General features: G+C 61.8%; 16 protein-coding genes. 11 read left to right on the top strand and 5 right to left on the bottom strand.

Annotated elements, in window-relative coordinates:
- Positions 1 to 94 precede the first annotated feature (94 nt).
- Positions 95 to 931, top strand: a complete 837-nt coding sequence (locus APH41_RS10930; protein WP_054918897.1) for a 23S rRNA (adenine(2030)-N(6))-methyltransferase RlmJ — start codon at positions 95 to 97, stop codon at positions 929 to 931.
- A gap of 127 nt (positions 932 to 1,058) precedes the next feature.
- Here APH41_RS10930 and msrA read toward each other — a convergent pair whose 3' ends face one another.
- From msrA to aceE, 4 genes are all read right to left on the bottom strand, one after another.
- Positions 1,059 to 1,706, bottom strand: a complete 648-nt coding sequence (gene msrA, locus APH41_RS10925; protein ID WP_014716620.1) for a peptide-methionine (S)-S-oxide reductase MsrA — start codon at positions 1,704 to 1,706, stop codon at positions 1,059 to 1,061.
- A 72-nt stretch (positions 1,707 to 1,778) separates the two neighbouring features.
- Positions 1,779 to 4,472 (bottom strand): bifunctional diguanylate cyclase/phosphodiesterase, encoded by a 2,694-nt coding sequence (locus APH41_RS10920; protein ID WP_054918895.1) that lies wholly within the window; start codon positions 4,470 to 4,472, stop codon positions 1,779 to 1,781.
- Between the two features lie 416 nt (positions 4,473 to 4,888).
- On the bottom strand, positions 4,889 to 6,535 hold the full coding sequence (gene aceF, locus APH41_RS10915; RefSeq protein WP_054918893.1) for a dihydrolipoyllysine-residue acetyltransferase: 1,647 nt from the start codon (positions 6,533 to 6,535) through the stop codon (positions 4,889 to 4,891).
- An 11-nt stretch (positions 6,536 to 6,546) separates the two neighbouring features.
- Positions 6,547 to 9,192 (bottom strand): pyruvate dehydrogenase (acetyl-transferring), homodimeric type, encoded by a 2,646-nt coding sequence (aceE, locus tag APH41_RS10910; RefSeq protein ID WP_003187985.1) that lies wholly within the window; start codon positions 9,190 to 9,192, stop codon positions 6,547 to 6,549.
- Between the two features lie 383 nt (positions 9,193 to 9,575).
- Between aceE and glnE the strand changes: the two genes are divergently transcribed.
- The 8 genes from glnE to APH41_RS10870 all read left to right on the top strand — a co-directional run bounded on the left by glnE (position 9,576) and on the right by APH41_RS10870 (position 19,695).
- Positions 9,576 to 12,515 (top strand): bifunctional [glutamate--ammonia ligase]-adenylyl-L-tyrosine phosphorylase/[glutamate--ammonia-ligase] adenylyltransferase, encoded by a 2,940-nt coding sequence (gene glnE / locus APH41_RS10905; RefSeq protein ID WP_054918891.1) that lies wholly within the window; start codon positions 9,576 to 9,578, stop codon positions 12,513 to 12,515.
- A 221-nt stretch (positions 12,516 to 12,736) separates the two neighbouring features.
- Positions 12,737 to 13,771, top strand: a complete 1,035-nt coding sequence (gene waaF, locus APH41_RS10900; RefSeq protein ID WP_054918888.1) for a lipopolysaccharide heptosyltransferase II — start codon at positions 12,737 to 12,739, stop codon at positions 13,769 to 13,771.
- A 1-nt stretch (position 13,772) separates the two neighbouring features.
- Entirely contained in the window at positions 13,773 to 14,834 is a 1,062-nt protein-coding gene (gene waaC, locus APH41_RS10895) for a lipopolysaccharide heptosyltransferase I (protein ID WP_054896238.1), read from the top strand.
- On the top strand, positions 14,834 to 15,958 hold the full coding sequence (locus tag APH41_RS10890; protein ID WP_014716627.1) for a glycosyltransferase family 4 protein: 1,125 nt from the start codon (positions 14,834 to 14,836) through the stop codon (positions 15,956 to 15,958). Before waaC ends, APH41_RS10890 begins: the two co-directional genes overlap by 1 nt.
- Positions 15,955 to 16,761, top strand: a complete 807-nt coding sequence (gene rfaP, locus APH41_RS10885; RefSeq protein WP_054896239.1) for a lipopolysaccharide core heptose(I) kinase RfaP — start codon at positions 15,955 to 15,957, stop codon at positions 16,759 to 16,761. Before APH41_RS10890 ends, rfaP begins: the two co-directional genes overlap by 4 nt.
- Positions 16,761 to 17,495, top strand: a complete 735-nt coding sequence (locus tag APH41_RS10880) for a lipopolysaccharide kinase InaA family protein (protein WP_054896240.1) — start codon at positions 16,761 to 16,763, stop codon at positions 17,493 to 17,495. Before rfaP ends, APH41_RS10880 begins: the two co-directional genes overlap by 1 nt.
- Entirely contained in the window at positions 17,492 to 18,244 is a 753-nt protein-coding gene (locus tag APH41_RS10875; protein WP_034125618.1) for a lipopolysaccharide kinase InaA family protein, read from the top strand. The genes APH41_RS10880 and APH41_RS10875 overlap by 4 nt, the downstream gene beginning before the upstream one ends.
- The gene (locus tag APH41_RS10870; protein ID WP_054918886.1) at positions 18,244 to 19,695 is read left to right on the top strand and encodes a lipopolysaccharide kinase InaA family protein; all 1,452 of its coding nucleotides are present in this window, start codon (positions 18,244 to 18,246) and stop codon (positions 19,693 to 19,695) included. The genes APH41_RS10875 and APH41_RS10870 overlap by 1 nt, the downstream gene beginning before the upstream one ends.
- Positions 19,696 to 19,793: 98 nt before the next feature.
- Here APH41_RS10870 and APH41_RS10865 read toward each other — a convergent pair whose 3' ends face one another.
- Positions 19,794 to 21,872 (bottom strand): TonB-dependent receptor, encoded by a 2,079-nt coding sequence (locus APH41_RS10865; RefSeq protein ID WP_054918885.1) that lies wholly within the window; start codon positions 21,870 to 21,872, stop codon positions 19,794 to 19,796.
- Between the two features lie 203 nt (positions 21,873 to 22,075).
- Between APH41_RS10865 and APH41_RS10860 the strand changes: the two genes are divergently transcribed.
- Positions 22,076 to 22,411: a YceK/YidQ family lipoprotein gene (locus APH41_RS10860; RefSeq protein ID WP_054918884.1), complete on the top strand. Its 336-nt coding sequence runs from the start codon at positions 22,076 to 22,078 to the stop codon at positions 22,409 to 22,411.
- 119 nt (positions 22,412 to 22,530) lie between these two features.
- Positions 22,531 to 23,033 (top strand): carbamoyltransferase N-terminal domain-containing protein (locus APH41_RS10855; RefSeq protein ID WP_305728899.1); only part of this gene is annotated, 503 nt, incomplete at its 3' end.

Genomic DNA, 23,033 nt, shown 5'->3' with positions numbered 1-23,033 from the left:
CCTGGCGATAGCGTCACTTCCGTGCCGCCCGCCATGCGGCCCTGCACCTTTGCACCGGTAGAAGGTAAACTTCGCCCCCTGCGCAGGAGCAACCATGAATTATCGTCACGCCTTTCACGCCGGCAACCATGCCGATGTCTTCAAACACCTGACCTTGACCCGCCTCATCGCCCTGATGTCGCGCAAGGAACAGCCGTTCGCCTACCTCGACACTCACGCAGGCATTGGCTTGTATGACTTGCAGGGCGACCAGGCCAACCGCACCGGTGAGTACCTGGAAGGCATCGCCCGCCTGTGGGGCGCAAGCGACCTGCCGCCGCTGACCGCCGACTACATGCGCGTGTTGCACGAGATGAACCCGGATGGCCAGTTACGCTACTACCCGGGCTCGCCGGAACTGGCGCGCCGCCTCACGCGGCCCCAGGACCGTGTGCTGCTCAACGAGAAGCACCCTGAAGATGGCGTGCTGCTCAAGGACAACATGAAGGGTGATCGCCGCGTCAAAGTGCACCTGGGCGAAGGCTGGCACGTGCCACGGGCCTTGCTGCCAGTGCCGGAAAAGCGCGCGCTGATGCTGATCGACCCGCCGTTTGAAAAACTCGACGAAATGCAGCGTTGCGCCGCGTCCCTCAAGGAGGCTGTTAGCCGTATGCGCCAGACGGTGGCGGCGATCTGGTACCCGGTGAAAGACCAGCGCATGTTGCGCCGTTTCTATCAGGACCTGGCCGGTACCGGTGCGCCGAAGCTGCTGCGTGTGGAGTTGCTGGTGCATCCGCTGGACACGCCCAATACCCTTATCGGCTCGGGCCTGGCGATTGCCAACCCGCCGTGGGGCCTGGAAGAGGAATTGCGTGAGTTGCTGCCATGGTTGTCCAAGCAACTGGGCCAGACCCAGGGTGGCTGGCAGATGGATTGGCTGATCGCCGAGTAACCGATCGTTCCCGCGCTCCGCGTGGTAACGCAGCCTGTGACGCTCCGCGTCACGATGTTAAAAGCGGACGCGGAGCATCCAGTACGGCATTCCCACGCGGAGCGTGGGAATGATCATGGCACAGGGGTCAGATCGGGCAGGTCACGCCCGTGCCGCCGATCCCGCAGTAGCCCTGGGGGTTCTTCGCCAGGTACTGCTGGTGATACGCCTCGGCGAAGTACACCGTCGGGGCCTCTTCGATTTCCGTGGTGATCTCACCCAGGCCGGCCTTGCTCAGCTCTTGCTGATACGCCTCGGCACTGGCCTTGGCTGCCGCCAGTTGCTCAGGCGTGGTGGCGTAGATCACCGAACGGTACTGGCTGCCGATGTCGTTGCCCTGGCGCATGCCCTGGGTCGGGTTGTGCAGTTCCCAGAACATTTTCAGCAGGTCTTCGTATTTCACCTTGGCCTGGTCATACACCACCAGCACCACTTCGCTATGGCCGGTCAGGCCCGAGCAGACTTCTTCATAAGTGGGGTTAGGCGTAAAGCCGCCAGCGTAGCCGACCACGGTGCTGACCACGCCGTCGCGCTGCCAGAACTTGCGTTCTGCGCCCCAGAAGCAGCCCAGGCCGAAGATCGCAAAGCCGACGTCATCCAGGAACGGGCCCAGCAGTGGGTTGCCGTTGACGAAGTGCGTTTCCGGTAACTTCATCGGGGTTTCACGACCAGGCAACGCTTGTTCTTGAGTAGGCAGCACGTTTTTGTTCACCAGAATTTCCGAGCGCAAGACCATGATCAGTCCTCTCGTCAGGTTGAGTAACAGTAAATTGTCAGACAGCCAGTGTGCCCGAGTGTTACAGCGCTGTCAGGCGATTGGCCCGCGCGGGTAGCGTTTAAGCCTCTGCATCAGCTCGGCACCCGGGATCGGGCGGTCGAACAGGTAGCCCTGGCCCACGTCGCAACGGTGCCGGCGCAGGAACGCCAACTGCTCAGCGGTTTCGATGCCTTCGGCCACGACCTTGAGTTTGAGGTTGTGGGCCATGGCGATCACCGCCGAGGTGATTTCCATGTCGTCCTGGTTGTCCGGGATTTCATGGATAAAGCTGCGATCAATCTTAATGATGTCGATGGGGAATTTTTTCAAGTAGCTCAGCGACGAGTAACCGGTACCGAAGTCGTCCATCGCCAGGGTCAGGCCGAAGCTCTTGAGCTGGTCCAGTTGCAGGCGCGTATCTTCAGTGGCTTCCAGCAGCAAGCCTTCGGTCAGCTCCAGCTCCAGCAGGTTGGCCGGCAGCTGTTCCTCCTTGAGGATGGTGGCAATCGAGGCCACCAGGTCCGGGTCGGAAAATTGCTTGGGCGACAGGTTGATGGCCACCTGCAAGTTGCCCAGGCCTGCGGCCGTCAATTGCCGGCTCATGCGGCAGGCCTGGCGCGCGATCCATTTGCCGATGGGGATAATCAGCCCGGTTTCTTCAGCCACGCTGATGAACTGGTCGGGGCGGATCATGCCTTTTTCCGGGTGGTTCCAGCGCAACAGTGCTTCCATGCCCAGCAGGCGACCGCTGCGCAGGCATAGCTTGGGCTGGTAGAACACGTCCAGCTCGTTCTGGGTCAGGGCACGGCGCAGGTTGTTTTCCACGAACAGCTTGTAGCTGGCCTCGGCATTCAGCGCTTCGGTAAACACTTGCACTTGGTGCTTACCGTTGGCTTTGGCCTTGTGCAGGGCCAGGCCGGCGTTGCGCATCAGGGTCTGCGGGTCGCGGCCATGCAGCGGCGCGCAGGCCAGGCCCACGGAACCGGTGACGCTGATCAACTGGTTGTCGACGAACATCGGCTTGTCGAGGGTAGTCAGCAACTGGCTGGCCACCAGTTGGCCGGTCTCAAGGTCGGCATCGTCCAACAGCACCGCGAATTCGTTACTGGCAAAACGCGCCAGGCTGCCGCCGCTGCTCAAGCTGTTGCGCAGGCGGCGCGCCAGGCTGATCAGCAACTTGTCGCCAGTCTGGTGGCCGAGGCTGTCGTTGATGCGCTTGAAGTTGTCGATGTCCACCAACAGCAGGCTGATCGGGCTGTCGCTGTCGCGGGCAAAGCGCTCGTCGAGGTTGCGAATGAACGCCGGGCGATTGCCCAGGTTGGTCAGGTTGTCGGTGTAGGCCAGGCGTTCGATGCGCTGTTGCGCCAGCTTGGTCTGGGTGATGTCTTCGTAGATGCCGATGTAGTGGGTCAGCTCGCGGTTGTCGCCATACACCTTGGAAATCGACAGCTGGCCCCAGTACGGTTCCAGGTTCTTGCGGCGGCTCTTGAACTCGCCTTGCCAGCTGTTGCTTTTGGCCAAGGCCGAAGGCGCGTCGAACAGCAATTCGCTGAGGTTTTCCAGGGCTGGCAGTTGGGCCAGGCGATGGCCGTGGACTTCTTCGGCGCTGTATTGGGTAATCGCGGTGAAGCTGGGGTTGACGTACTCCACCACGCCGTCGCAATTGACCAGCAAAAACGCGTTGGCGCTTTGCTCCACGGCGCGCTGGAACAGGTGCAGGGCGCTGGTGGCAGTGCGGCGGTTGTGGTTGTTGATGACTTGGGCGAACTGGTCTGCCAGCTCGCCGGCGAACGCGATTTCATCGGACTGCCAGGCGCGTGGGCTGCCACCTTGCTCCAGGCACAGCACGCCGACGACCTGGCCGTCGACGCGGATGCTGGCGTCGAGCATCGCGTGGATGTCCTTGGCGCGCAGGCTTTCAGCCATTTCCCGGGTGCGTGGGTCGCGCAGGGCGTGGGTGGCGTCGATCGCGCGGCTGGAGTGCAGGGCTTCCAGGTAATCCGGGAAGCCGCTGGCATCGATGGCTTCAGGCAGATGGTGTTGTTGATCGGCGCGGTGATAGGCGGAGATCGGTACCAGATGATGGCCTTCGAGGTTCCAGATGCTGGCGCAGTCGATCTGGTAAATGTCGCAGGCGCTGCGCGTGATGAGTTCAGCGGCTTCTTGCAGGGAATTTGGCGTTGTGTAGCGTTGGCGCGCCAGCAGCAGGATCAGTTCTTGCTGGGCGCGCACTCGCTCCAGGTGTTGCAACTGCTCCTGCTGCGCTCGCTGGTTGAGCTCCAGGGCGATTTGCAGGCGGCTGTTCTGGTTTTCCAGGTCGACCGTCGGGGCGGGTGCGCTGGTCTCGCTGAACAGCCCCTCGACCACCATCAGGTAGCCGCGCACCAGGTGGCGGTTATGTTGTTTGTAGGCCTCGCCCATCTCCAGCACGCTCAGCGGGCCGTCATGGGTGTGCAGGTTGTAGCGCACCAGATAATGGGGGCTGTGGGCCAGTTGCTGCTGGATCGCATCGTGCAACTGGTAGCGCGCCTGGGGTTCCATCAGGCTGGCGTAGGGTGTGCCGATCAAGGCGCAGAGTTCAACCGCCGGCAGGCCGAACTGGCGTTCGCAATTGGGATCGAGGTAGAGCAGGGCCCAGCTTGCCTCATTAAGCCGCTCGAAACGCAGCATACCGAGGCGCGAAGGCACCGGTAATTGCGTCACTACCTCGGCCGCCATACGGGCGACATCGGGTTGGCTTTTCATGGGGAAACTCGCTTGGGAAAATGCGCACTGCGCTGGGCTCACGCCCTCTTGACTGTCGACTGCGGCAAGGTTGCATCATGCAGGACGCAGTGACAAGAGAGGATGAAGGCTAAGTGCTATAAGCCTGTTATCGGCCGCGCAAGGGATTTCTGTAATTGGGGTGATCGGTGGTGCGTTGACGCAGGTAGGGTGCTTGCGTGTGGCGAGCAAGCTTGCTTGCGCTGGGCTGCGCAGCGGCCCCAAAATCTTGGGAGCGCTTCGCACTCCAGCGGGAGCAAGCTCCCTCGCCACAGCAAGCTCGCTCCTACAAAATACAGGCAAAAAAAGCCCCGCCAAGTGGCGGGGTTGAGGTACGAGCGTGGCGCTCGGAAATCGGTGTGGCAAGGGCCTTCCCGGCAACAGGAAGGCCCTGCGACTTACAGCAGGATGGTGCGGATGTCGTTCAGCAACTGGCTCAGGCGCTGGGTGAAGCGCGCAGCCGCGGCGCCGTTGATCACACGGTGATCGTAGGACAGCGACAGTGGCAGCATCAGCTTGGGTTGGAACGCTTTACCGTCCCACACAGGCTGGATGGTGGCCTTGGACACACCCAGGATCGCCACTTCCGGCGCGTTGACGATTGGCGTGAAGCCAGTGCCGCCAATGTGGCCGAGGCTGGAGATGGTGAAGCAAGCGCCCTGCATGTCGTCCGGGGTGAGCTTCTTGTCGCGGGCCTTGGCAGCCAGCGCAGCCGCTTCGCCAGCGAGTTGCAGCAGGCTCTTCTGGTCGACGTTCTTGATGACCGGTACCAGCAGGCCATCCGGGGTGTCGACCGCAAAGCCGATGTGCACGTACTTCTTGCGAATGATCGCCTTGCCGCTTGGCGCCAGCGAGCTGTTGAAGTCCGGCAGTTCCTTGAGCAGGTGTGCACAGGCCTTGAGCAGCAGTGGCAGCACGGTCAGCTTCACGCCGGCCTTCTCGGCCACGGCTTTCTGCGCAACGCGGAACGCTTCCAGGTCGGTGATATCGGCCTGGTCGAACTGAGTCACGTGCGGGATGTTCAGCCAGCTGGCGTGCAGGCCTGCCGCGCCGATTTGCATCAGGCGGGTCATCGGCACTTCTTCGATTTCGCCGAAACGGCTGAAATCCACGGTGCGGATCGGCGGAATGCCCGAACCACCGGTAGCGCCGCCGGCAGCCGGAGCTTCCTTGGCTTTTTGCATCATGGCTTTGACGTAAACCTGCACGTCTTCCTTCAGCACACGGCCGTGAGGGCCGCTGGCTGCAACAGCGCTCAGCTCGACGCCAAATTCACGGGCCAGCTGACGCACGGCTGGGCCGGCGTGAACCTTGGCACCGCTTGGCGCAGGCGCAGCAGCCGCAGGGGCTGGCGCAGCTTCGGCTTTTGCGGCCGGAGCAGGGGCAGCAGCGGCAGGTGCCGCTTCAGCCTTGGCAGCCGGAGCAGCAGCCGGTGCTGGTGCGGCGGCTGGCGCAGCACCTTGTACTTTGAGCTTGAGGATGAAGTCACCGGTGCCGACTTCGTCTTCCAGCTTGACCGCGATGCTTTCCACCACGCCGGCAGCCGGCGATGGGATTTCCATGGAAGCCTTGTCGGACTCCAGGGTGATCAGCGACTGGTCGGCTTCGACGGTGTCGCCGACCTTGACCAGCAGCTCGATGATCTTGGCCTTGCCCGACGAACCGATGTCCGGGACGTGAATGTCCTGGACGGTCGCGGCGGCAGGTGCAGCGGCCGGGGCTGGAGCAGCCTCGGCAGCGGCAGGCTTTTCAGCAGCAGGTGCAGGTGCGGCGGCGGCCGGAGCCGCGGCCGCAGGGGCTGCATCAGCAGCGCCTTCGATTTCCAGCTCCAGCAGTTCGTCGCCTTCTTTCAGACGGTCGCCCAGCTTCACTTTCAGGCTTTTGACCACGCCGGCCTTGGGAGCAGGGATTTCCATGCTCGCCTTGTCCGACTCGAGGGTCAGGATGCTCTGGTCGGCTTCGACGGTGTCGCCGACCTTCACAAACAGCTCGATTACTTCACCTTCACCGCTGCCGATGTCAGGTACGCGAATGAGTTCGCTCACAAAAAATCTCCTCAGCAGTCCAGTGGGTTGCGTTTTTCCGGGTTGATCCCGAACTTGACGATAGCGTCAGCCACCACCTTGGGTTCGATCTCACCACGGTCAGCCAAGGCTTCCAGGGCTGCCAACACCACGAAGTGACGGTCGACTTCGAAGAAGTGACGCAGCTTCTTGCGGCTGTCACTGCGGCCGAAACCATCGGTGCCCAGGACTTTGAATTCCTTGGACGGGACCCACTGGCGAATTTGTTCAGCAAACAGTTTCATGTAGTCGGTAGAGGCAATGACTGGACCTTTACGGCCGGCCAGGCACTCTTCGACGTAGCTCTTGGCTGGTTTCTGGCCAGGGTGCAGGCGGTTGCTGCGCTCTACGGCCAGGCCATCGCGACGCAGTTCGTTGAAGCTGGTGACGCTCCATACGTCGGCACCGACGTTGAACTCGTCGCGCAGGATCTTCGCCGCTTCACGTACTTCACGCAGGATAGTGCCGGAGCCCATCAGCTGTACGTGGTGCGCCGCTTCCTTGGTGTCTTCTTCGAGCAGGTACATGCCCTTGATGATGCCTTCTTCCACACCGGCCGGCATGGCTGGCTGCTGGTAGGACTCGTTCATCACGGTGATGTAGTAGAAAACGTCCTGCTGCTCTTCGGTCATCTTCTTCATGCCGTCCTGGATGATCACCGCCAGCTCATAGCCGTAGGTTGGATCAAAGGTGCGGCAGTTCGGGATGGTGGCAGCCAGGATGTGGCTGTGACCGTCTTCATGTTGCAGGCCTTCGCCGTTCAGCGTGGTGCGGCCGGCGGTGCCGCCGATCAGGAAGCCACGGGTGCGGCTGTCGCCAGCGGCCCAAGCCAGGTCGCCGATACGCTGGAAGCCGAACATCGAGTAGAAGATGTAGAACGGCAGCATTGGCTGGTTGTGGCTGGAGTACGAAGTACCGGCAGCGATGAAGGAGCTCATGGCGCCCGCTTCGTTGATGCCTTCTTCGAGGATCTGGCCCTTCTTGTCTTCCTTGTAGAACATCACCTGGTCTTTATCGACTGGCTCGTAGAGCTGGCCGACGGAGGAGTAGATGCCCAACTGACGGAACATGCCTTCCATACCGAAGGTACGGGCTTCGTCCGGAATGATCGGGACGATGCGCGGGCCGATGTCCTTGTCCTTGACCAGCTGCGCCAGGATGCGCACGAAGGCCATGGTGGTGGAGATTTCACGGTCGCCCGAGCCGTCAAGGATAGCCTTGAGGGTGCTCAGGTCTGGCGTCGGTACGCTGAAGCTGTTGGCGCGGCGCTGTGGTACGAAACCGCCCAGTGCGCTGCGACGCTCGCTCAGGTAGCGGGCTTCGGCGCTGTTTGGCTCTGGCTTGAAGAACGGCAGGTTCTCCAGCTCTTCGTCCTTGACCGGGATGTCGAAGCGGTCGCGGAACAACTTCAGGCTGTCGACATCGACTTTCTTGGTGTTGTGCGCGGTGTTCTTCGCTTCGCCGGCACCGGTGCCATAACCCTTGATGGTCTTGGCCAGGATGACGGTGGGTTGTTCTTTGTGGTTGACCGCTTCGTGGTACGCCGCGTAGACCTTGTACGGGTCGTGGCCGCCACGGTTGAGCTTCCAGATTTCGTCGTCGGACAGGTCGGCAACCATGGCCTTGAGTTCAGGCGTGTTGAAAAAGTGCTCGCGAACGAACGCGCCGTCTTTGGCCTTGTAGTTCTGGTACTCGCCGTCGATGACTTCGTCCATGCGGCGTTGCAGGATACCGTCGACGTCCTTGGCCAGCAGTGGGTCCCAGAAACGGCCCCAGATGACTTTGGTCACGTTCCACTGAGCACCGCGGAACACGCCTTCGAGTTCCTGGATGATCTTGCCGTTGCCGCGAACCGGGCCGTCGAGGCGCTGCAGGTTGCAGTTGATGACGAAGATCAGGTTGTCGAGCTTCTCGCGGCCGGCCAGGGAGATGGCGCCCAGGGATTCCGGTTCGTCGCACTCGCCGTCGCCCAGGAAGCACCAGACTTTCTGCTTGCCTTCCGGGATGAACCCACGGGCTTCCAGGTACTTCATGAAGCGTGCCTGGTAGATCGCCTGGATCGGGCCAAGGCCCATGGAAACGGTCGGGAACTGCCAGAAGTCAGGCATCAGCCAAGGGTGAGGGTAGGACGACAGGCCCTGACCGTCGACTTCCTGGCGGAAGTTGTTCATTTGTTCTTCGCTGATGCGACCTTCCATGAACGCACGGGCGTAGACGCCTGGCGAGGTGTGGCCCTGGAAGTAGATCAGGTCGCCGCCGTGTTCGTCGGTCGGGGCCTGGAAGAAGTAGTTGAAGCCGATGTCATACAGGGTTGCGCTGGAAGCGAAGCTGGAGATGTGACCGCCCAGGTCCGAATCTTTCAAGTTCGTGCGCATTACCATCGCCATGGCGTTCCAACGTACCAGCGAGCGAATGCGGCGTTCCATGAACAGGTCGCCAGGCATGCGTGCTTCGTGGGTAACGGGGATGGTGTTGCGGTATGGCGTAGTGATGGCGTAAGGCAGTTGCGAGCCGCTGCGGGTCGCGAGTTCGCCCATACGGGTCATCAGGTAGTGAGCACGGTCTTCGCCTTCTTTGTCGAGAACCGATTCCAGGGCGTCCAGCCATTCCTGGGTTTCGACGGGATCGAGGTCTTGCATGGCTTGCTCCAGGGCGGAAAGGCTACCAGAATCGGTTGCCTGAAGTTTGCGACTGGCCTTGTGGGCAGACGACATAAATTCTTGGATGGCCGAAGGTTGCTTCGGCGTCCTGTAGTTTTACTACAAATCGTCGGCCATTTCAGCCTTTCGAATGTATATACGAGTAGTAAAACTACACAAGACTGAGCGTATGGCTCGGTCTTGCTGGTGAGCATAATCGTTATTGTTGGTCTATTGCGAACAAGAAAAGGTGAAACTTTGATGTTGCCTGCCAAGATTAATTTAATTTCAGCTATTTCTAACCTTTGTTCGACAGTCCTTCACCGAGCATGGCTCTTGCCTTCACAACTACACGCCATTTACACGCCGATCAAGGATAGACCATGAGCCTTCCAACGCTGGCCGAACTGCCGGCCATTCTGTTGCCTTACGCCAACCGGGCCGAGCAGTCATTTCGTGACGCGGTGGCCGCGCTGGATGACGATCATGGCCTTTCTGCGTGGACGCCGCAACGGTGGGCCGACTTCGTCCGCGTGTGCGCCGCCAGTGATTTCGTCATTGAACAGAGTGTTCGTGACCCTTTGATGTTGCTGGAGCTGGTGGCCTGGGGCGAGCTGGACCGCGGCTTTGCGCCCGGCGAGCTATGCAGCCAGATAGCCGGTGCCGTGCAACAGGCCGAAACAGAAGATGAACTGGGCCGCGTGCTGCGCCGCCAACGTACGCGCCAGCAGGTGCGCATCATCTGGCGCGACCTCACACGCCAGGCCGACCTGGTGCAAACCTGTCGCGACCTGTCCGACATGGCCGACGCCTGCATCGACCAGGCCTATCAATGGCTGTACCAGCGCCATTGTGCCCAGTTCGGCACGCCGACCGGCGCACGCAGCGGCGAGGCGCAGCACATGGTCATCCTCGGCATGGGCAAGCTCGGTGCAGTGGAGCTGAACCTGTCGTCGGATATCGACCTGATCTTCGCCTACCCCGAGGGCGGCGAGACGGTGGGCGTGAAGCGCGCCCTGGATAATCAGGAGTTCTTTATTCGCCTGGGTCAAAAACTGATCAAGGCCCTGGACCCGATGACCGTCGACGGTTTTGTCTTCCGCGTCGACATGCGCCTGCGCCCCTACGGTTCGGCCGGCGCCCTGGTGCTGAGCTTCAACGCGCTGGAGCAGTACTACCAGGACCAGGGCCGGGACTGGGAGCGCTACGCCATGATCAAGGCGCGGGTGGTGGCCGGCGACCAGGCGGCTGGCGCGCAACTGCTCGACATGCTGCGCCCGTTTGTCTACCGCCGTTATCTGGACTTCTCGGCCATCGAAGCGCTGCGCACCATGAAGCAACTGATCCAGCAGGAAGTACGGCGCAAGGGCATGGCCGACAATATCAAGCTGGGCGCGGGCGGCATTCGTGAGGTGGAATTTATCGCGCAGGCATTCCAACTGATCCATGGCGGCCGCGACCTCAGCCTGCAGCAACGCCCGCTGTTGAACGTGCTGGGCACGCTGGAAGGCCAGGGTTATTTGCCCGCAGCGGTGATCAGCGAGCTGCGCAGCGGTTACGAGTTCCTGCGCTACACCGAGCATGCGATCCAGGCGATTGCCGACCGCCAGACGCAAATGCTGCCGGACAGGCCCGAAGACCAGGCGCGCATTGCCTTTATGCTGGGCTTCAGTGACTGGGCCGCGTTCCACGAGCGCCTGATGTACTGGCGTGGTCGCGTGGACTGGCACTTTCGCCAGGTGATTGCCGACCCTGATGAGGAAGAAGGCGAAGAAAGCGAATTGGTGGTCGGTGGTGAATGGTTGCCACTGTGGGAGGAATCCCAGGATGACGACGCGGCGTGCCGTCAACTGAGTGAAGGTGGTTTCACCGATGCCCCCAAGGCCCTCAAGGCGTTGGCCAGCCTGCGTGCCAGCCCGCAGTTGCGCGCCATGCAGCGCCTGGGGCGTGAGCGCCTGGATGCGTTTATCCCGCGCCTGCTGGCCCAGGCCGTTGAACATGCCAACCCCGACCTGGTACTGGAGCGCGTGTTGCCGCTGGTGGAAGCCGTGGCCCGGCGTTCGGCCTACCTGGTGTTGCTGACTGAGAACCCCGACGCCCTGCGTCGCCTGCTGACATTGTGCGCGGCCAGCCCTTGGATCGCCGAACAGATCACCCGTTTTCCGCTGCTGCTGGATGAATTGCTCAACGAAGGCCGCTTGTTCAAGCCGCCGCTGGCGCCGGAGCTGGCCGCTGAGTTGCGCGAGCGCCTCACGCGCATTCCCGAAGATGACCTTGAGCAGCAAATGGAAGCCTTGCGCCATTTCAAACTGGCGCACCGCCTGCGGGTGGCCGCCTCGGAAATCGCCGGCAGCCTGCCGTTGATGAAGGTCAGCGACTACCTCACCTGGCTGGCCGAAGCGATTCTTGAACAAGTGCTGGCCCTGGCCTGGCGCCAGACCGTCGCCCGTCACGGCTCGCCGCAGCGACTGGACGGCACCCTGTGCGATCCTGGGTTCATCATTGTCGGTTATGGGAAAGTGGGCGGCATCGAACTGGGGCATGGTTCGGACCTGGACCTGGTGTTTATCCATGACGGCGACCCCCAGGCCGAGACGGACGGTGCCAAGCCGATCGATGGCGCGCAATTCTTTACACGCCTGGGCCAGCGCATCATTCACCTGCTGACCACCCAGACCAACTCCGGCCAGCTGTATGAAGTGGACATGCGCCTGCGACCTTCCGGCGCATCCGGCTTGTTGGTGAGTTCCCTGGGGGCGTTTGATCGGTATCAACAAAATGAAGCCTGGACCTGGGAACATCAGGCCCTGATCCGCGCGCGGGTACTGGTGGGCAGCCAGGATGTGGGCCAGGCGTTCGAGCAGGTACGGGCTAACGTGTTGGGGCGTGAGCGGGACTTGGAGAAGCTGCGCCAGGAGGTCAGCGAGATGCGTGCCAAGATGCGTGACAACCTGGGCACCAAGGCCACGACGGCCGGCAGGGGCGCCAATGCCTTCGAGGCCACGGCGCTGTTCGACCTCAAGCAGGACGCCGGAGGTATCGTCGATATTGAATTTATGGTGCAATACGCGGCTTTGGCGTGGTCTGCGCAACATCCATCGTTGCTGCGCTACACCGACAATATCCGCATTCTGGAGGGCCTGGAGCAGGTCGGGCTGATGCCCGCCGCCGATGCCCATTTGCTGCGTGAAGTGTACAAGGCTTATCGCTCAGCCGCGCACCGCCAGGCTTTGCAGAACGAGGCCGGTACGGTAGCCGGGGACCAGTTCGCCGACGAGCGGCGACAGGTGATGCGAATCTGGCAGGCGCTGGGCTTAAATTGAAACTCGACTGATTGGCGACGCCAATTTTTATATGGGATGCGGATTAATGTGGGAGCCGGGCTTGCCCGCGATGCAGGCGCCTCGGTTTATCAGGGATACCGAGGTGATGCGATCGCAGGCAAGCCAGCTCCCACATAAAGATGCTCCCTGGCGCACCGCGATCTACAGTCATTATCGAGGCGGGGAGGCATAGGCCTCCCCGCATCGTTTGTGGAAACTACATGAATATTCTGATCGTTGGGCCCAGTTGGGTCGGTGACATGGTGATGGCACAGACACTGTTTCAGTGCCTGCGCCTGCGCTATCCAGACTGCCAGATCGACGTGCTCGCCCCTGAGTGGAGCCGGCCGATCCTTGAGCGCATGCCCGAGGTGCGCAAGGCCTTGAGCTTCCCGCTCGGCCACGGTGCCCTGGAGTTGGCGACCCGCCGACGCATCGGCAAGTCCATGGCGGGCCAGTACGACCAGGCGATCCTGCTGCCTAACTCGCTGAAGTCGGCGCTGGTGCCGTACTTTGCCGGTATCCCCAAGCGCACCGGCTGGCGCGGCGAGTTTCGCTATGTGCTGCTCAACGACGTGCGCACCCTGGATAAAGCCCGTTACCCGTTGATGATCGAACGCTTTATGGCTTTGGCCTACGAGCCGGGTGCTGAACTGCCCAAGCCGTACCCACGCCCCAGCTTGCAGATCGACCCGGTGACCCGCGACGCGGCGCTGGCCAAGTTCGGCCTCACCCTGGATCGGCCCGTATTGGCCTTGTGCCCTGGCGCCGAGTTTGGCGAGTCCAAGCGCTGGCCGTCGGAGCATTACGCCAAAGTCGCTGATACCAAGATCCGCGAAGGCTGGCAGGTGTGGTTGTTCGGTTCCAAGAACGATCATTCGGTGGGCGAAGACATTCGCCAGCGCCTTATACCCGGCCTGCGTGAAGAAGCGGTGAACCTCAGTGGCGACACGTCCCTGGCTGAGGCCATCGACCTGTTGTCGTGCGCCGACTCGGTGGTGTCCAACGATTCCGGCCTGATGCATGTGGCGGCGGCGCTGAACCGTCCGCTGGTGGCCGTGTACGGCTCCACATCCCCAGGCTTCACTCCGCCGTTGGCCGACAAGGTCGAAGTGGTGCGCCTGGGTCTGGATTGCAGTCCGTGTTTTGACCGCACCTGCCGCTTCGGCCACTACAACTGCCTGCGCCAGTTGCTGCCCCAGCCGGTAACCGATGCCTTGCAGCGTTTGCAGGGCGACGTGGTCGAGGTTCACTGAGTTGCGGGTTCTGGTAATCAAGACCTCATCCCTGGGCGACGTGATCCATGCCTTGCCGGCCCTCACTGATGCAGCACGGGCGATTCCCGGCATTCGGTTCGACTGGGTGGTGGAAGAAGGCTTTGCCGAAATCCCAACCTGGCACCCGGCGGTCGACAAGGTCATCCCGGTAGCGATTCGCCGCTGGCGCAAGAACCTCTGGCAAACCATCAAGAGCGGTGAATGGCGGCGGTTCAAGCAGGCGGTGCAGTCGACCAAATATGACCTGGTGATCGATGCCCAGGGCTTGCTCAAAAGCGCCTGGCTGACCCGCTATGTGCGGGCGCCCATCGCCGGCTTCGACAAAGATTCTGCGCGTGAACCCCTGGCTGCGCGCTTTTATTCGCGGCGCCTGGCCGTGGCCCGTGGGCAGCATGCGGTGGAGCGCTTGCGCCAGCTGTTCGCCGTGGCGCTGGGCTACGACCTGCCCCAACGCCTGGGCGACTACGGCCTGAGCGTTGAAAAGCTGCTTGGCCTGCCGCCGAAAAAACCGTTCGTATTGCTGCTGCACGGTACTACCTGGGACACCAAGCACTGGCCCGAAGCCTATTGGCGCGAGCTGGCCGAACGCATGGGCCGTTTGGGCGTCGATGTAAAGCTGCCGTGGGGCAACGCCGCCGAAAAGGCGCGGGCCGAACGCCTGGCCCTCGGCCTGCCCAACGCCGAAGTGTTGCCCAAGCTCAACCTGGCGGGCGTTGCCCGTGTCTTGGCGAGCGCCCGTGCCTGCGTGGCCGTCGACACCGGCCTTGGCCACTTGGCGGCGGCATTGGACGTGCCGACCATTTCCCTGTTCGGCCCCACCAACCCAGGCCTCACCGGTGCCTACGGCAAGGGCCAGATTCACTTGGCCAGCGACTGGCCGTGTGCGCCTTGCCTGCAAAAACAGTGCACTTATCAACCCACTGCCGACGACCTGCGGCGGTTCGACATCGCACGCGAGTCGCCCCTGTGCTTCACGCGCTTGAACCCTGAGCGTGTCGCAAGCCGGCTGAGCACGTTGTTACTGGCCGAGGAGCAGCACTGATGCAACTGGCTTTTGTTCTGTACAAGTACTTTCCTTTCGGTGGCCTGCAGCGCGACTTCATGCGCATCGCCCTGGAATGCCAGCAGCGCGGCCACAGCATTCGGGTGTACACCCTGATCTGGGAAGGCGATATCCCGCCAGGCTTTGAGGTGCTGGTGGCGCCGGTCAAGGCCTTGGTCAACCACCGCCGCAACGAAAAGCTCTACGCCTGGATCCAGGCCGACCTGGCCAAGCGCCCAGTGGACCGCGTGGTGGGCTTCAACAAGATGCCGGGGTTGGACCTGTATTTTGCCGCCGACGGTGTGTTCGAGGACAAGGCCCAGACACTGCGCAACCCGATGTATCGCTGGTTCGGGCGCTACAAGCACTTTGCCGAATACGAGCGCGCCGTGTTCGATAAAAACGCCAAGACGCAGATCATGGTGTTGTCCGAGCATCAGCAACAGCTGTTTACCCAGTATTACGGCACCCAGGCCGAGCGTTTTCACCTGTTGCCACCGGGTATTGCCCGCGACCGCCGCGCCCCGCCGAACGCCGCCGAGATCCGCGCCGAGTTCCGCGCTGAATTCGGCTTGGCCGAAGACGATTTGCTGTTGGTGCAAATCGGTTCGGGGTTCAAGACCAAGGGCGTCGACCGCAGCCTCAAGGCGCTGGCCGCACTGCCTTCGCGGCTGAAGAAACGTACCCGGCTATTTGTAATCGGCCAGGACGACCCCAAAGTATTCCAATTGCAGAGCGCGGCGCTGGGCCTGGGCGACCAGGTGCAGTTCTTCAAGGGCCGCAATGATATTCCGCGTTTCCTGCTGGGGGCGGACCTGTTGATTCACCCCGCGTACAACGAGGCGGCCGGCATGGTGCTGGTCGAAGCGGTGGTCGCCGGCCTCCCGGTACTGGTGAGCCAGGTGTGCGGCTATGCGTTCTACATCGACAAGGCCCAGAGCGGCCGGGTGTTGGACGAGCCGTTCGAGCAAACCCAGCTCAACCAGTATCTGGTCGATATGCTCGACGACCCACAAGCGCGTGCGACCTGGAGTCGCAATGGTCTGGCCTTCGCCGAGACGGCCGACCTCTTTAGCATGCCGCAGTACGCTGCGGACCTGATTCTGGCGGAGCCAAACCGATGAAGTTGATTCTAGCCGAACCCTTCAAGACCCTCTGGGCCGGACGCGATGCGTTCGCCGAGGTCGAGAAGCTGGAAGGCCAGGTGTTCCGCGAGCTGGCCGCTCGCCGTACGTTGCGTACGGTGGTCGAGGGCCAGCCTTATTTTGTGAAGATCCACCGTGGGATCGGCTGGGGCGAAATCCTCAAGAACCTGGTTACTGCCAAATTGCCGGTGTTGGGCGCGGGCCAGGAGTGGGTGGCGATCCAGCGCTTGCAGGCGCTTGGTGTACCGACCATGACCGCCGTGGCGTTCGGTGAAAAAGGCAGCAACCCGGCCGACCAGCACTCGTTCATCATCACCCAGGAACTGACCCCCATCATCAGCCTGGAAGACCTGACCCTCGACTGGGTCAAGCAACCGCCCGTGCCGTCGATCAAGCATGCCTTGACCCTTGAGCTGGCGCGTACCGTGGGCGCGATGCACCGCGGTGGCGTCAACCACCGTGACTGCTACCTCTGCCATTTCCTGCTGCACACCGACCGGCCCATCAGTGTCGACAACCTCAAGCTGTCGGTGATCGACCTGCACCGTGCCCAGGTGCGTGCGACGATCCCCGTGCGCTGGCGCAACAAAGACTTGGCCGGCCTGTATTACTCCGCGTTGGAGATCGGCTTGACCCAGCGCGACAAGCTGCGTTTTCTCAAGGCCTATTTCCAGCAGCCGCTGCGCCAGATCCTGGCGGAGCAAACCGCGCTGTTGTCTGCGCTGGAACGCATGGCAGCAAAGCTGTATGCGCGTAAACAACGATACGGGGATGCGATCTGATGGCGGGTTGGAATCTGGAACCTGCCTACGCCGCCCTGGCGGATGACTTTGGAAGCCTGGACGCGGTGTTCGCCTTGCAAGGCGAGCGGCTGACCCGCGACCCGTTGTCGGAAGTGATTCGGGTGGAGCGTGACGGGGTCAATTATTACGTCAAGCGCTACGTAGGTGCCGGCAAGGGCCTGCGTCGTTACCTGGGTCGGCCGCGGGTGAAGTCCGAATGGCAGAACCTCAAGCGTTTCGCCAAGTGGGGCATCCCCACCGCCGACGTGGTGGCCTGGGGCCTGGACCGCAAGGGCCTGGCCTATAACCGTGGCGCCATGATCACCCGTGAACTGCCCAAGACCGAAGATCTGTCGGTGCTGGCCGAGCGTCACGATGAGCGCCTCAAAGACCCCCGGTGGGTCGATGGCATCAGCCGCCAGCTCGCCGAATACACGCGCACCATGCACGATCACCGCTTCACCCATAACGACTTGAAGTGGCGCAACCTGCTGGTGGACGATCAGCGCACCCTGTACCTGATCGACTGCCCCAACGGTGATTTCTGGCGCGGCTTCTGGCTCAAGTACCGCATCACCAAGGACTTGGCCTGCCTGGACAAAGTCGCCAAGTATCACTTGTCGGCCACCCAGCGCCTGCGTTTCTACCTGCAATATCGCCAGCGCGCGCACCTGACCGCGTCGGACAAACAGCGAATTCGCCATGTGGTGAAGTTTTTCGAGGGACGCGAATGAGTGACTTCCTGGCGGCTGAAGACCGCGCTCTGCTTGAGCGCAACGGCCTGGCGACCTTCGACGCCCTGTGGGCCAAGCAACTGGATGCGGTGGACGAGCCGAACACCAGCGGCGACGGTTGGAGCAGCGTGTATCGCCTGGAGCTTGAGGGGCAAGGCTACTACCTCAAGCGCCAGAGCAACTACCTCACACGCACCTTGCACCGGCCGTTTGGCGAGCCGAGTTTTGCCCGCGAGTTTCGCAACATCAGCCTGTATCGAAAGCTCGGCATCCCGGCCCTGCAAGCGGCGTTCTTCGGAGAGCGCAAGGTCAAGGGTGAGCGCCGGGCGATGCTGCTCACCCGTGCGCTGGATGGCTGGAATGACCTGGATTCGTTGCTGGAGCAGTGGGCGCAATTAAGCGCAGCCCAGCACAGTGCGATCCTGTTGGCCTGCGGCAAGCTGGCGCGTCATCTGCACAGCGTCGGGCAGGTGCATGGCTGTTTTTACCCCAAGCATATTTTCCTGCAGCCTGCCGGTGAGGGGTATGCCGCACAGTTGATCGACCTGGAGAAAACCCGCCCGCTGTTGTTTGGCTGGCGTGACCGGGTCAAGGACCTGGAACCGCTGCTGCGCCGTGCGCCGCAATGGTCGGATGCGCAGGTGCGCCAACTGCTGGCGGCGTACCTTGAGCAGCCCGAGGACGGTGCCCTGGTGTCCACTTGGCACCAGCGCCTGACCGCGCGCCGCAGCCACAAGGAGAACCGCTGATGCGTTTATCCGAGCTGAAAACGGCTGGGCGTACCCCCAGCCTGCCACTGACCCTCGACCTGGCGGATGCCGCCGGCCCTGGGCAATTGCAATTGCTGAGCCTGCTGCGGGTGTTGCCGGGGCAGCGCTACGTGGGTGCCGCCGTGTGGCGTGGTCGCCCGGTGTTGGCCAAGTTGTTGGTGGGCAGCAAGGCGGCGCGGCATTTTCAGCGTGAGCTCACGGGTGTGCGTCTGTTGGCTGAGCAAGGCCTGACCACGCCGTTGCTGCTGGCCGATGGCTTGCAGGACGGCGAGGGTGGTTGGCTGCTGTTTGAATTTATCGAGGGGGCCCAAAGCCTGTCCGACGCTTGGCTCGCCGTCGAAAACCTGCCGCCGTTGGCGGACGAACAAACCGCTGTGCTCGCCGAAGCGCTGGGCGCGATCGCCCAGATGCATGCCAAGGGCCTGTGGCAAGAAGACCTGCACCTGGACAACTTGTTGCGCAAGGATGGCAAGCTGTATCTGATCGATGGCGCCGGCATTCGTGTCGAAGAGGCGGGCAAGGCGCTATCGCGCAATCGAGTGCTGGAGAACCTCGGTGTGTTCTTCGCCCAACTGCCGAAAAACCTCGAGCCCTTTACCGAGGAGTTGCTGGTGTATTACTTGCTGGCCAACGGCGAACACGCCTTGCCAATGCAAGCCCTGGAAAAACAGGTGCGTAAAGTCAGCGCCTGGCGCTTGAGAGACTACCTGGACAAGACCGGCCGCGAATGCACGCTGTTCAGTGTGGTGCGCGGCGCTTTTGGCTTGCGTGCGATCCGCCGCGAAGAAGAAGCCGCCATGGTGCCGGTGCTTGAGCAGGCCGATGCGTTGCTCGACCAGGGTCACCTGTACAAGACCGGTGGCGCGGCGAGCGTGGCCAAGGTCGACGTGGCCGGCCGGCCGCTGGTGATCAAGCGCTACAACATCAAGGGTTTTGCCCATTGGCTCAAGCGCTTCTGGCGCCCGAGCCGCGCCTGGCACTCCTGGCGCGAAGGCAACCGCCTGGCCTTCCTGGGCTTCGCCACACCCAAGCCGCTGGCGGTGCTGGAGAAACGATTCCTGTGGTTGCGCAGCCGCGCCTACCTGGTCACCGAATACCTGCCTGGGCCGGACATCATCGAGCGCTTTGCGCCGTATGTGGAGAGCGGCGAGGCGCCCGAGAGCGAGTTGCAGGCGCTGGACCAGCTGTTTGCCGACTTGATCCGCGAGCGCATCAGCCATGGGGATTTCAAAGGCCATAACCTGTTCTGGAGCGACGGGCGCTGGGCGATGATTGACCTGGATGCGATGTGCCAGCACTCTTCCGCTGCCAGCTTTGCGCCGGCCTATGCCAAAGATCGTGCAAGGTTTATGCGTAACTGGCCGCAAGGCAGTGCGTTGTATCGCGTGATTGATCAGCGGTTGCCCAAAGAGGCGGGTGTCGGCAGTTAAACCTGTCGCGGGCAAGCCCGCTCCCACACTTGATCTGTGAACGCGGTCAAAATGTGGGAGCGGGCTTGCCCGCGATGGCGCCCGTCCAGGCGCTGCATTCAGAACTGGTACTGCGCCCCAGCCCCCGCATACCACGAGCGCCCCGGCGCCGCTTCGTAATAGCGGTTATTGCCATCCCCCACAATCACCGATCCCACGTACTGACGATCCAGCAGATTATCCAGGCGCAGGGTCTGGTGAAAGGTCCAGTGCTCTACCTTCTGCTCAAACCGTGCGCGCCAGTTGAAGACGCTGTAGGCCGGCGCGGCGTGTTGTTGGTTGGTGTCTTCTACGTAGACCTTGCTGCGGTACATGCCTTCGATGGCGGTGCTGACCCAGTCCCGTGGTTTCCAGTTCAGTTCGGCGAACAGGGTGGTTTGTGGCACGCCGGGGAGGTAGTTGCCTTTGTCGATGGTGTTGGCGCCGCTGGTAAAGTCGCTGTCGTAGGTTGCGTGCAGGCGGGTGTAGGCGAGGCTGGTGCTCCAGTGGTCGCTCAGCTGGCTTTCAACACCCAGTTCGAAGCCGCGGCGCAACGTGCGACCGGCGTTCTGGTAGCTGGTACGGCCACCGATGGATTGCTGCACCACCAGTTCGTCCTCGGTGGTGATCTGGAAAATGGCGGCGTTGATCCGCGTGTTGCTCAGTTGCGCTTTCACGCCCATTTCATATTGCGTGCTTTCAGACGGCTTCAAGCCGAAGTTGAAGCCCTCGGCGTTGCCCGGTGCATAGGCCAGCTCCGCCTGAGTCGGGGTTTCAAAGCCTTTGCCTGCGCTGATGTAGGCGTGCAAGTCGGGGGTGAGCGCGTACATCACGCTCATCGAAGGGGTGTTTTTCTGGTAGGTCTTGTTGCCGCTGGCGTCGCCATTGCTCAGGAACTGATCGTCAACGTCCATTTGCATCGTGCTGTGGCGCACGCCGGCTTGCAGGGTCCAGCGGTCGAGGGCCCAGTTGGCTTGGATATACGGGTCGAGGCTGCGAGCCGTGTCGATTTCGTCGCGGCGTAGTTGGCCTTTCACGCCGAGGGTGTTGCCGCTGTAGTTCTGATAGCCATGGCGGCTGTCTTCGCTTTGGTCGAAGTCCAGGCCGGTAATGATCGTCAGCTCGCCAGGCGCGCTTTCGATGGGCTGCAGCCAGCGCACGCTGCCGCCGTAGAACTTACGGTCAAATTGCACCACGCCACCGCCGCGTTCGTTAGGCGGTGTTCCTTGTTTAATCGATAGATACTGAATCACGCTACGTCGCCCGGTATATGCGTTGACCTGTAAAGTTGCACTATCGAAATGCCGCTCGTAGTTCATCCCCAACTGTTGATGATCGATGCTTTTGCGCGTGTCATATTGCAAAGCAGCTGTATCTACCGAGCGCGGATCGGCTTTGTATGCTTCCCATTTCTGCCCCAGCGGATCCTGCGTACCGTTCTGCTCCAGGCTGCTGTAGATCAATGCCAGCTTGCTGTCGTCATCGGGCTCGACATTGAGCTTGGCGAAGGTCTGGTCGCGGCGCGCGCTGCTGTGATCGCGGTAGCCGTTGGTGTCCATGCGCGAGGTGTCGAGCACAAACCCGGCGCCATTCGCCGCGCCCTCGGCGCTGAGGTGGTTCTTGTTCAGGCCGTCGCTGCCCACCAGGGTTTCGGCGCCGATACGCGGCGGGCCCTCGCCGTCGCGGGAGAACATCTGGATCACGCCCCCGGCGTTGCTGCCATACAGCGTCGCCGCCGGGCCGCGCAGCACTTCGATGCGCTCGGCCGTGTCGAGGTTGAACGTCGCGGCCTGGCCCTGGCCATCCGGGGTACTGGCGGGGATGCCGTCGGCGATCAGCTTGATGCCGCGCACGCCGAATGCTGAACGGGCGCCGAAGCCTCGGGACGAGATCTGCAGGTCTTGCGCGTAATTCTGACGGTTCTGCACCACCAGGCCGGGCACGCGGGACAGGGCTTCGGAGGCGTTGATGCCGAGCTGGCCGTCACTGATCTGCTCGCGGTTGATGCCGTCCACGGAATAGGGCAAATCGAACGTCGGGCTGGCGCTGCGCGAACCGGTGACCACGCTGGGGTCCAGGATCAAGGGCGCATTGTCGGCCTGGGCGGTGTTACACAGGCCCAGCAGTAAGGCAAGGCAGGTTGGGGCAGAAGGAGTCATGAAGAGGCCGGTTGGTAGCGCGCAAGTGAGGGGTGTAGGCGAAAATGTTACAAGTTTAACGACTCGCCCTCTGATTTGCCGAAATCCTTACCGCTGGGCGCAATGGGATGCTTCCTACGCTTAGCGTCGACTGCGTAAGCCTGAAGCCTTGGTTCTGTGGTGTTAGGTTTTCGGTCTTTATTAACAAACAAGAAGAATCAACTATGCGGACTCCTATTCTGAGGTTGCTGGTATTGCTGGGAATATCGTTGCTCATGGGCGGCTGCGGCACTACGACCACGGTACTGCGTGGCGATGACGTCACTGTTCTGGACCTCAAGAGGAAGAAAACGTACTGCAACTCTGTTCCGCGTGTTTATAGCGGCGTGGTTTATGACTTGTGTGTCTTGCATGGACCGCCGAACTCCGCAAGTGATCTCTCGCTGAATGGCATTCCCTGGGTCATTCTTGATGTGCCCGTTTCTGCTGTCCTGGACACGCTCGTCCTGCCCTACACGATCTACCGCCAAAGCGCGGACGGGAGCATCGAGCTGCGCTAACAGCTTCCTGCTGCTTTTAAGCTATAATCCCGCCCTTTAGCTGTTTCCCGCCCCGGCGAGAAACACACTTTTTTCAGGCGCGATGCGCCTGCATGCAGACTAAAAGAGGCTAGACCCCAGTGGCATTGACGATTCTTGGCCTGTCCGGCGCCCTTAGCCATGATCCTTCCGCAGCCCTGTATATCGACGGCAAGCTGATTGCGGCCGCCGAAGAAGAGCGCTTCGTACGCGACAAACATGCAAAGAACCGCATGCCCTACGAGTCGGCGAAGTTCTGCCTGGAGCAGGCTGGCATCAAGCCTTCGGACGTTGACGTGGTGGCGATCCCGTTCGCCCCGATCAGCCTGTTCGGCGAGGCGCGCTGGCACTACGCCAAGCGTTACTGGTACGCCCCGGACCGCGCCCTTGACGCGATCCTGATGGGCAACCGTCGCTACAAGCGCTATCGCAACAAGATCGTCTGGTGCCTGGAGCAACTGGGCTTCGATCCGAAGAAAATCAAGATCGAACCGGTAGAACACCACCTGGCTCACGCATCCAGCGCCTACCACTGCTCGGGCTTCCAGGAAAAAACCGCGATCCTGGGCATTGACGGCAAGGGCGAGTACGCCACTACCTTCTT

The sequence above is a fragment of the Pseudomonas sp. NBRC 111138 genome (genome assembly GCF_001320835.1).
Taxonomy (GTDB): domain Bacteria; phylum Pseudomonadota; class Gammaproteobacteria; order Pseudomonadales; family Pseudomonadaceae; genus Aquipseudomonas; species Aquipseudomonas paracarnis.
Note: the sequence above shows the minus strand (reverse complement) of the source record. Positions and strands in the feature narration are given on the sequence as shown.

Excerpts from the sequence above, each read along its gene's own strand:
- APH41_RS10930 (WP_054918897.1), top strand. The coding sequence starts at position 95 with ATGAATTATCGTCACGCCTTTCACGCCGGCAACCATGCCGATGTCTTC.
- msrA (WP_014716620.1), bottom strand. The coding sequence starts at position 1,706 with ATGGTCTTGCGCTCGGAAATTCTGGTGAACAAAAACGTGCTGCCTACT.
- APH41_RS10920 (WP_054918895.1), bottom strand. The coding sequence starts at position 4,472 with ATGAAAAGCCAACCCGATGTCGCCCGTATGGCGGCCGAGGTAGTGACG.
- aceE (WP_003187985.1), bottom strand. The coding sequence starts at position 9,192 with ATGCAAGACCTCGATCCCGTCGAAACCCAGGAATGGCTGGACGCCCTG.
- glnE (WP_054918891.1), top strand. The coding sequence starts at position 9,576 with ATGAGCCTTCCAACGCTGGCCGAACTGCCGGCCATTCTGTTGCCTTAC.
- waaF (WP_054918888.1), top strand. The coding sequence starts at position 12,737 with ATGAATATTCTGATCGTTGGGCCCAGTTGGGTCGGTGACATGGTGATG.
- APH41_RS10890 (WP_014716627.1), top strand. The coding sequence starts at position 14,834 with ATGCAACTGGCTTTTGTTCTGTACAAGTACTTTCCTTTCGGTGGCCTG.
- rfaP (WP_054896239.1), top strand. The coding sequence starts at position 15,955 with ATGAAGTTGATTCTAGCCGAACCCTTCAAGACCCTCTGGGCCGGACGC.
- APH41_RS10880 (WP_054896240.1), top strand. The coding sequence starts at position 16,761 with ATGGCGGGTTGGAATCTGGAACCTGCCTACGCCGCCCTGGCGGATGAC.
- APH41_RS10875 (WP_034125618.1), top strand. The coding sequence starts at position 17,492 with ATGAGTGACTTCCTGGCGGCTGAAGACCGCGCTCTGCTTGAGCGCAAC.
- APH41_RS10870 (WP_054918886.1), top strand. The coding sequence starts at position 18,244 with ATGCGTTTATCCGAGCTGAAAACGGCTGGGCGTACCCCCAGCCTGCCA.
- APH41_RS10865 (WP_054918885.1), bottom strand. The coding sequence starts at position 21,872 with ATGACTCCTTCTGCCCCAACCTGCCTTGCCTTACTGCTGGGCCTGTGT.
- APH41_RS10860 (WP_054918884.1), top strand. The coding sequence starts at position 22,076 with ATGCGGACTCCTATTCTGAGGTTGCTGGTATTGCTGGGAATATCGTTG.